This window comes from Altererythrobacter sp. MTPC7 (genome assembly GCF_042851395.1).
Classification (GTDB): domain Bacteria; phylum Pseudomonadota; class Alphaproteobacteria; order Sphingomonadales; family Sphingomonadaceae; genus CAJXSN01.
Genome location: NZ_BTGS01000004.1, coordinates 213479 through 220833, shown reverse-complemented (window position 1 = coordinate 220833; position 7355 = coordinate 213479). Strand labels below are relative to the sequence as shown.

General features: G+C 66.1%; 7 protein-coding genes. 6 read left to right on the top strand and 1 reads right to left on the bottom strand.

Features of this window, described 5'->3' with window-relative positions:
• On the bottom strand, positions 1–2446 hold a 2446-nt coding region (locus ACGHJ7_RS05515), incomplete at its 3' end, for a TonB-dependent receptor domain-containing protein (protein ID WP_390475190.1).
• 257 nt (positions 2447–2703) lie between these two features.
• Between ACGHJ7_RS05515 and ACGHJ7_RS05510 the strand changes: the two genes are divergently transcribed.
• The 6 genes from ACGHJ7_RS05510 to ACGHJ7_RS05485 all read left to right on the top strand — a co-directional run bounded on the left by ACGHJ7_RS05510 (position 2704) and on the right by ACGHJ7_RS05485 (position 7272).
• Entirely contained in the window at positions 2704–4290 is a 1587-nt protein-coding gene (locus ACGHJ7_RS05510; protein WP_390475188.1) for a wax ester/triacylglycerol synthase family O-acyltransferase, read from the top strand.
• Positions 4287–5090 (top strand): esterase/lipase family protein, encoded by an 804-nt coding sequence (locus ACGHJ7_RS05505; protein WP_390475186.1) that lies wholly within the window; start codon positions 4287–4289, stop codon positions 5088–5090. The genes ACGHJ7_RS05510 and ACGHJ7_RS05505 overlap by 4 nt, the downstream gene beginning before the upstream one ends.
• Before the next feature lie 153 nt (positions 5091–5243).
• Positions 5244–5516, top strand: a complete 273-nt coding sequence (gene infA, locus ACGHJ7_RS05500; protein WP_390475184.1) for a translation initiation factor IF-1 — start codon at positions 5244–5246, stop codon at positions 5514–5516.
• 43 nt (positions 5517–5559) lie between these two features.
• On the top strand, positions 5560–6138 hold the full coding sequence (locus tag ACGHJ7_RS05495; RefSeq protein ID WP_390475182.1) for a Maf family protein: 579 nt from the start codon (positions 5560–5562) through the stop codon (positions 6136–6138).
• Positions 6131–7093 (top strand): ribonuclease, encoded by a 963-nt coding sequence (locus ACGHJ7_RS05490; RefSeq protein WP_390475180.1) that lies wholly within the window; start codon positions 6131–6133, stop codon positions 7091–7093. Before ACGHJ7_RS05495 ends, ACGHJ7_RS05490 begins: the two co-directional genes overlap by 8 nt.
• Complete coding sequence (locus ACGHJ7_RS05485; RefSeq protein WP_390475178.1) at positions 7090–7272, top strand: DNA gyrase inhibitor YacG; 183 nt, start codon at positions 7090–7092, stop codon at positions 7270–7272. The genes ACGHJ7_RS05490 and ACGHJ7_RS05485 overlap by 4 nt, the downstream gene beginning before the upstream one ends.
• Positions 7273–7355 lie beyond the last annotated feature (83 nt).

The following is a 7355-nucleotide window of genomic DNA, read 5'->3' as shown; positions in this document are numbered from 1 at the left end:
GTTCGACCGAATGGCTGAGATTGAGAAAATAGCGCGGGCGGCGCGGGCCGTCGCCGCGGCCCGGCAGTCCGATGGCAGGTGCGGAAGCGTTGCCGCCGCCTCCGCCGGATGCACGCGGTGTCTCGCCATCCTCGCCGCAGAAGCGTTCACGGGCCTGCGCCACGCGCTCCGGGTCGATCTCCCCATCTTCGCCGCGCAGGCGTTCGAGCAGTTTTTCCGGCAACCCCGTGAGGTCGGGAATCGTCCCTTCCGGCGCGGCGCAGAAACGCTCGCGCAACTGGGCGAACTCTGCACCGCGCGCAGGCGGACCGTCGGCGGAACAGATACGCTCCTGCGCGTCGGCCACCCGGGCGGGATCGACCGTGCCGTCCTCCGCCCGGAGGCGCTGCAGGAAGCGGTCCGACAATCCGTCGAGATTGGGCGCCTGTCCTTCGGGAAGGCCGCAGAACCTTTCCTGCAACCGGGCGAAACGCCCGTCGTCCATTCCGCCGCCGCGCTCACCGGTGCCACCGGCTGCGGGCGAGGCTGCGGCAGGCGGACCGCCGCCGCGTCCGCCGCGTCCGGAACCGCCCCCCCGCTCTTCCTCCGCCCCGATCTGGCCGCGCATGGTCAGGCCGAAGACCAGCCGCCTCGCGCGCGTTTCGGCAAAGGTGACGGGGCGCGTGTCCAGCGCCACCAGCGTACCGTCCGCCGCGCGCGTCACGCGGCCCGGAAATGCCGCCTCCGATGCCGGTGTCAGCGACGGGAAACTGCTGGCGACATTGCGGGACGTGTTGTCGATGTAATCGACATTCAGCCGCAAGTCGGCTTTCGTCGGCAATTCCCAGTTCGCGCTCAGCTTCCAGTCGGACTGGCTTTCTGCCGGCAGCAAAGGATTGCCTCCGTCCGTCACCGTCACCAGCGACGTGTCGCCGCGCGCGAGGTCGAAAACGGGCACGTTCAGCGTGACCGTCTGCGGATCGCCCAGTTGCGACAGGCTGGGCGCGGCCTCGCTATTCACATAGGTGGCCGAGAAGGACAGGCGATCGAGCGGTTGCCAGTTGAGACCCGCGCTCCAGTCGAACAGCGTGCCGAAGTCGGACAGGTGGTCGGCGCGCGCCTGGAAGTTTGCGGAAAGTTCGCCGACATCCTCCAGGAAGCCTTCACGGCGGCTGGCGATCGGTACGTTCACGTTCACGCCGCCAGACACGGTGCCGCGCGTCAGCTGTGCATCGGACAGGCTGCGGGTATCGCTGCTTTCGATGCGCGACCAGTCGTAGCCCGCATCCAGCGTCACGCCCAGTTCGCCTGCCGGCAGCAGGACGGGGCGGCCCCGCAGGGTCGCCTTTGTCGCGCCGGCATAATTGCGGGTCCGCGCCGTATCGAAACCGGCCTCGCCGAGCGGCGGCAGATCGCCCGTTATGTCGAAAGCGCCTGCTAGTGCAGCAGCTTCCAGCGCCGAGGTATCGGCAGCGCGGTCGATCCGCGTGCGGCTGTCCGAAACGCTGGAATCGAGCGTAGCCGTCAATTGCCAGTCTCCCAGCGCCCTTGCATAGCTTCCGGCAAGGGTGATGGTATCGCTGTTCGTCTCGCGCGTCAGCGGATTATCCGCATCGAAGGTGCGAAGCACGCTGGTCCCGTCGGGAGCCACCAGCAATGCGCTGTCGAGGCCCGACAGGCTGAGGCTGTCGGAATGCTCGTATCCGGTCGACAGCGTCAGCGACGTGCCGCTTTCCACCAGCGCCGCAGCCCAGTTCGCAGTCGCTTCGAAACTGCGGGAATCGGCGACGAGACTGCGCGCCGCGGCGGGGTCGGGATCGGTCGGGACGCCCGGAATGCTGGCGGCGGTCTGCACGATGTCGCGCTCCGCCTCGGTCAGCAAGCCACTGTCGTTATGCTCCAGATTGAAGTTCAGACGCCCGTCCGGTGAAATTCGCAGCCAGGTGAATTCCTGTTCGGTCTGGACGTAACCGCCCCGGTCCGGTGCCTCCAGCTCCGCCTCGATCTCGCGGCTCTGGAAATCGGGCTTGAGGATGAAATTGATGACCCGGCGATCGGGCGGAAAGCCGAAACGCTGGGCGACTTCTTCGGGCAGGACCTCGACCTTGCGAATGGCTTCGGGGGGATAGCTGCGAAACTCGCGGAAGGACCCGATGCGGATACCGTTGACCAGGAAGACCGGGCGGCCACCGCCGCGCCCGCGGGACGATCCCGATGCAGGTTCCAGCGCCTCGACCAGTTCCTCGATCGAGCCGACGCCATACGCCTCGATATCTTCCTCATCCAGTTCCAGCAGCGGCGGCACATCGGTATCGACCTGCCCGCGAAGGCGCGGCGCCACGACGACGATCTCGCCGGTCTCGGGATCGACCGACGCCGTGTCGCCTGTGTCCTGTGCCATGGCGGGCATGGAAGCCGACGCAATGGCAAGCAGGGGAAGCATGGAAATCAGGGTATTACGCGGCATTCGCCAGCCTTTCGCTATCGTCGCCCCGCCCGCTGCACCTGCTGGCCGAGGCACGGTCGGCTAGCAAGGCGGTATTTTGTCACGGATTGTCGCAGGCGAACCGACGCGCACTTTACGTTCGCGTTAGCGGAAATGAGCGCAACTTGACGAAAGTCTTTTGCGTGTTACGCCATGATTTCCTGCGGTTAAAAATCGCAGGGCAAACGGCGATGACCCCGGACAAACCGGGGCGGGCCGGTTCCGTGGGGGAGAGATCGTTGCGCCAGCTACAAGGCATGGATGCTAGCTTCGTCGCGCTGGAAACGCGCAATTCGCCGATGCATATCGGCTCGATACTCATCTACAATCCGGAAACGGCGCCGGGCGGCTTCGTCCGGTTCAAGGATATCCTCGCCTTCTTCGAAAGCCGCATGCAGCTGTCCCGCACCATTCGCCAGCGACTGGTGCGCGTGCCCTTCGATCTCGACTATCCGTACTGGGTCGAAGATCCCGATTTCGATCTCGAATACCACGTACGCCACCTCGCCCTGCCGAAACCGGGCGACTGGCGGCAATTGTGCATCCAGGCGGCGCGCATCTTCGCCCGCCCGCTCGACCTCACCCGGCCGCCATGGGAGTTCACGGTCGTCGAAGGGCTGGAGAACGTGGAAGGCGTGCCGAAGGGCAGCTACGCCATGGTCACGAAAGTGCACCACGCGGCGATCGACGGAATGAGCGGTGTCGACCTGCTGGAAGCCATGCACACGCTGGACCCGGCTGCCCCGCCGCCGAGCGAGCCCGATACGTGGCAGCCGGAAAAGATACCGAATGCCGCCGAATTGCTGGGCAAGAGCTATTTCAACGCGCTGACCAATCCGATGAAGCAGATCGACGTTGCCGCCCGCGCCGCGCCCGGGCTGGCCAAGGCGATCAAGGGGCTGGCGGCGAAAGATTTCAGGGTCACGACCGACCTCGTTGCCCCGCGCACCCGCTTCAACCGCAAGATTTCCCCGCACAGGGTGGTCCAGGGCGTCAGCGTCCCGCTCGCCGATATCAAGGCGATCCGCGCGCTGTCGCCCGGTTGCAAGGTCAACGATGTCTTCCTCGCCATCATCGGCGGCGGGCTGCACAAATACCTGACGGCGAAGGACGACCTGCCGAAGCGAACGATGACGGCAATGGCGCCGATATCCGTGCGCGAGAAGGACGAGAAAGGGGATATGGGCAACCAGGTCGCTGCGATGATCGCGCCGCTCGGCACACATATCGCCGAACCGGTCCGCCGGCTGGAATATGTCCATGAACACACGGTCAATTCGAAAGCGATGACCAATGCCCTAGGCGCACGCAACATGACCGAGGTGAGCAAGGTCAGCCCCGCGCTCTACATGTCGCTGGGCGCGCGGCTGTATACGCAGCTTGGCCTGTCAGAACGGGTCAAGCAGCCTTTCTCCACCGTCGTCACCAATGTCCCGGGCCCGCCCGTGCCGATCTATTCGTGCGGTGCGCGGCTGGAGAGCCAGATGGGTCTTATCTGCCTGACGGACGGCATGGGCGTGGCCCATACGGTGCAGTCCTATGTCGACGAGGCGACGATCTGTTTCACCGCGTGCCGGGAACTCTTGCCCGATCCGGACTTTTACATCGCCTGCATCGAGGAAAGTTTCCACGAATTGCGGGACGCCGCGCAAGACGCCTCCACCGGCCCTGCGACCGGCCAAGCCACCAATGAGAAGTCTGCCGGGGAGAAGAAGCGCCCGGCTCGCAAGACAGCCGCACCGGGCAAAACAAAGCGCACCGCCGGGAAAAACACCACCCGAAAGAAGACCGGCACCCAGAGCAAGAAGGGACGCAGCACATCATGAACGCCACCACAGCAGGCTCAGCACCGCGCGGCAGCGCGAAAGCCGCCCATCCGCCTTCCCCCCTCCTCGCTCTCGCCGAGCCTGCCCGCGCCATGAGCGAGCTCGCCAGCTTCTATGCGCTGCGCCCGCTCATGCGGGCCCTGCCGAAGGGCGACGGGCACGGCGTGCTGGTGCTGCCGGGTTTCATGGCCGGCGATGCCTCCACGCGGCCGCTCCGTTCCCTGCTCGGCGATCTGGGCTATGATGCGCGCGGCTGGAATCTCGGGCGCAATGTCCGGGTCGACAATGCCCGCGTCGAGGCGATGATGGCCTGTCTGACCGAAATCCACGAAGACACAGGCCGCCCGGTTTCGATCATCGGCTGGAGCCTTGGCGGCGTGTTCGCCCGTGAACTGGCGAAGCTGGCGCCCGACATGGTTCGTCAGGTCATCTCGCTCGGCAGCCCGATTTCCGACGATCGCGGGCATACCAATGCGCGCCGCCTGTTCGAATACCTGAACGGTGCGGAGCCGGAACCGATGCAGGAAGGCAATTTCGCGCGTCTGGCGGAAGCGCCGCCGGTTCCCACCACCTCCATCCTCACCCGGACGGACGGTGTCGTGCACTGGCGCGGGTCGGTGCAGGAAGACGGTTTCCAGAACGAGAATATCGAAGTCGTCGCCAGCCATTGCGGCCTCGGCGTCAACCCCAGCGCCGTCTACGCCATCGCCGATCGGCTGGCCCAGGCAGAGGGGGATTGGAAGCCCTTCGCCCCGCGCGGCCTCGCCTGCCTCGCCTTCCCGCGCGGTTCCCTGCACTAGGGCCCTGCGCCAAACCGTTGAAATCGGGCGTCCGCGCCCTATCTCCCTCGCGGACAGGCGGTCCTTTCGCCTTCCCTTTTGCCCGCCCTGCCGCTATGGGCGCGCTTCCCGTTGCCGTTGATGGCGACCAAGTATCAGGATTGACGAAAGTACATGGCCAAAGAAGAACTCCTCGAAATGCGTGGCAAGGTGGTGGAACTGCTGCCCAATGCGATGTTCCGGGTCGAGCTCGAAAACGGTCACAAGATCATCGGTCATACCGCCGGCAAGATGCGCAAGAACCGCATCCGCGTGCTGGTCGGCGATGAAGTGCTTGTCGAACTGACGCCCTACGACCTGACCAAGGGGCGTATCACCTACCGCTTCATGCCGGGTCGCGTCGGTCCGGGCCAGAATGCGAGCCAGGGTCCGGGACCGGGCGCGTAAGGTTTCCGCCCGCCACCCCTGTAACGATTGACGAGGCCCCGTAATGGGCTCTCCTCCCCGCCTGATCCTTGCCTCCGCCAGCCCCAGGCGGCGCGAACTGCTCGCGCGGCTGGACGTGACGCCGGACGCGATCGCCCCTGCAGACATCGACGAGACGCCGCATGATGGCGAGCTGCCGCGCGATTATGCCGTGCGCATGGCCCGGGAAAAGGCACTGGCTGCCGCCACAGACCAAGGCTTCGTACTGGCGGGCGACACCGTGGTGGCCGCCGGTCGCCGCATCCTGCCCAAGGCGGAGGACGAGGATACCGCGCGCCGCTGCCTCGAACTGCTGTCGGGCAGGCGGCACACGGTCCTTTCCGCCATCGCCCTTGCCGCACCCGGCGGCGCGCTGCGCGAAAAGCTGAGCGTCACGCAGGTCAAGTTCAAGCGGCTATCCGCGGACGAAATCGCCGCCTATCTCGAGAGCGGGGAATGGGACGGCAAGGCCGGCGGCTACGCCATTCAGGGCGCTGCCGAAGGACTTATTTCCTGGATACAGGGCAGCCATTCGGGCGTCGTGGGCCTCCCGCTGTTCGAAACGCGCGCCTTGCTGAAGGCGGCGGGATTCGAACTTGGCTGACTGGCTGATCGAGCAGGGCATCGCGGAAACGCGGGCGATCCTGCTGGACGGCGGCCAGGTCATCGCCGCCCGGATGGAATGGCCCGGCACGCTTCTGGCGGGCGAGGTCGCCGATGCCGTGCTGGTCCACCGCATGGCCGGATCGCGGCGGGGCACGATACGCTTTGCTTCCGGGCAGGAGGCACTGGCTGACCGCCTGCCCCCTTCCGCCAGCGAAGGCGCAACCTCGCGGTACCGCGTCACCCGGCCTGCACTGGCCGAGAGGGACCGCAGGAAAATGGCCCGCGCCGTTCCGACAGACGAAGACATTCGCCCCGCCCCGACCCTCGCCCAAAACCTTCCCGATGCCCGTATCGTCCAGCGCTTTCCCTCAGGCACATGGGAAGACCTGTGGCTGGAGGCATGGTCCGGAAGCGTCCCATTCGATGGCGGCGAACTTGCCTTCTTCGACACCGCCGCGATGACGCTGGTCGATATCGACGGCCCCGGCTCCCCGCTCGCCCTGTCGCAGGCGGCCGTGCCGGCGATTGCGGGTGCGCTTCGCCGATTCGACATGGGCGGTAATATCGGGATCGATTTCCCCACGCTGCAGGCCAAGGCGGACCGCAAGGCGGTCGACGGCGCGCTGGCAGCCCGGCTGGAAGACTGGCCGCACGAGCGTACGGCGATGAACGGTTTCGGGTTCGTCCAGATCGTCGCTCGGCTGGAGCGGCCCTCGATTCTCCAGCGCATCCATAATGCACGCCGCGCTGCCGCGGCTCGCCTGCTGCTGCGAAATGCGGAAATGCTGGAAGGCGCGGGCGACCTGCTGATGACCTGCCATCCTGCCATTGCCGCGAAGCTGGAAGAGCCATGGCTCGATGCCTTGCGCCGCCGTACCGGGCGGGCGGTCAGGGTCGAGAGCAATCCCACCCTTGCACTGGAAGCGGGGCAATCCCAACTGGTTTCCCGATGACGAAAACCCGCCCCTGCCCGATCTGCAAGAAGCCGCGGGATGAAGAGCATGCGCCCTTCTGTTCCCAGCGTTGCCGCGACCGAGACCTGGCCCAGTGGTTCGGCGACGGGTACGCCGTACCCGGCCGTCCCGCCCTGCCGGACGAGATCGCTGCCGAATTTCGCGGGCAGGACGATTGAAACCCCCTTGCAAAGACAACGCGCCTTCGCCATAGGCGCGCTTCACTCGCTCGCCGGGCTTCCCGACAGGGAACCGGCACGAC